The organism is Bartonella sp. CM120XJJH (genome assembly GCF_042194715.1).
Classification (GTDB): domain Bacteria; phylum Pseudomonadota; class Alphaproteobacteria; order Rhizobiales; family Rhizobiaceae; genus Bartonella.
Genome location: NZ_JBHINE010000094.1, coordinates 539 through 847, shown reverse-complemented (window position 1 = coordinate 847; position 309 = coordinate 539). Strand labels below are relative to the sequence as shown.

General features: G+C 38.5%; 1 protein-coding gene. It reads left to right on the top strand.

Going from position 1 to position 309, the window contains the following annotated elements; genetic code table 11:
- Positions 1-309: DUF3472 domain-containing protein (locus ACFIKU_RS09955; protein ID WP_375657413.1), on the top strand; the 309-nt coding region annotated here is incomplete at both ends.

The window sequence follows — 309 nt, the reverse complement described above, 5'->3', positions numbered from 1 at the left end:
GTTTTTTCAACAGGAGCAGCCGTACCATTCATTTTTCTATCTGGAATGCAACGGGATGGAAGGGTGATAAATGTAAGCATTTTACTCAGGAAGGTTCAGGAGTACGATGTGAAATCAAGTTTCCATGGGAGATGGGACGCAGATATCGATTATATGTTGAAAAAAATGAGAATCTAGTTACAGCGAAAGTAGTCGATTTTACAACGGGTAAAAAAGTGAATATTGGGACCATAGAAGTACCAAATACATTTGGCAAACTCCGTAAATCTTCAAGTTTTGTTGAAGACCAATCTCGTTGGAAGAGACATC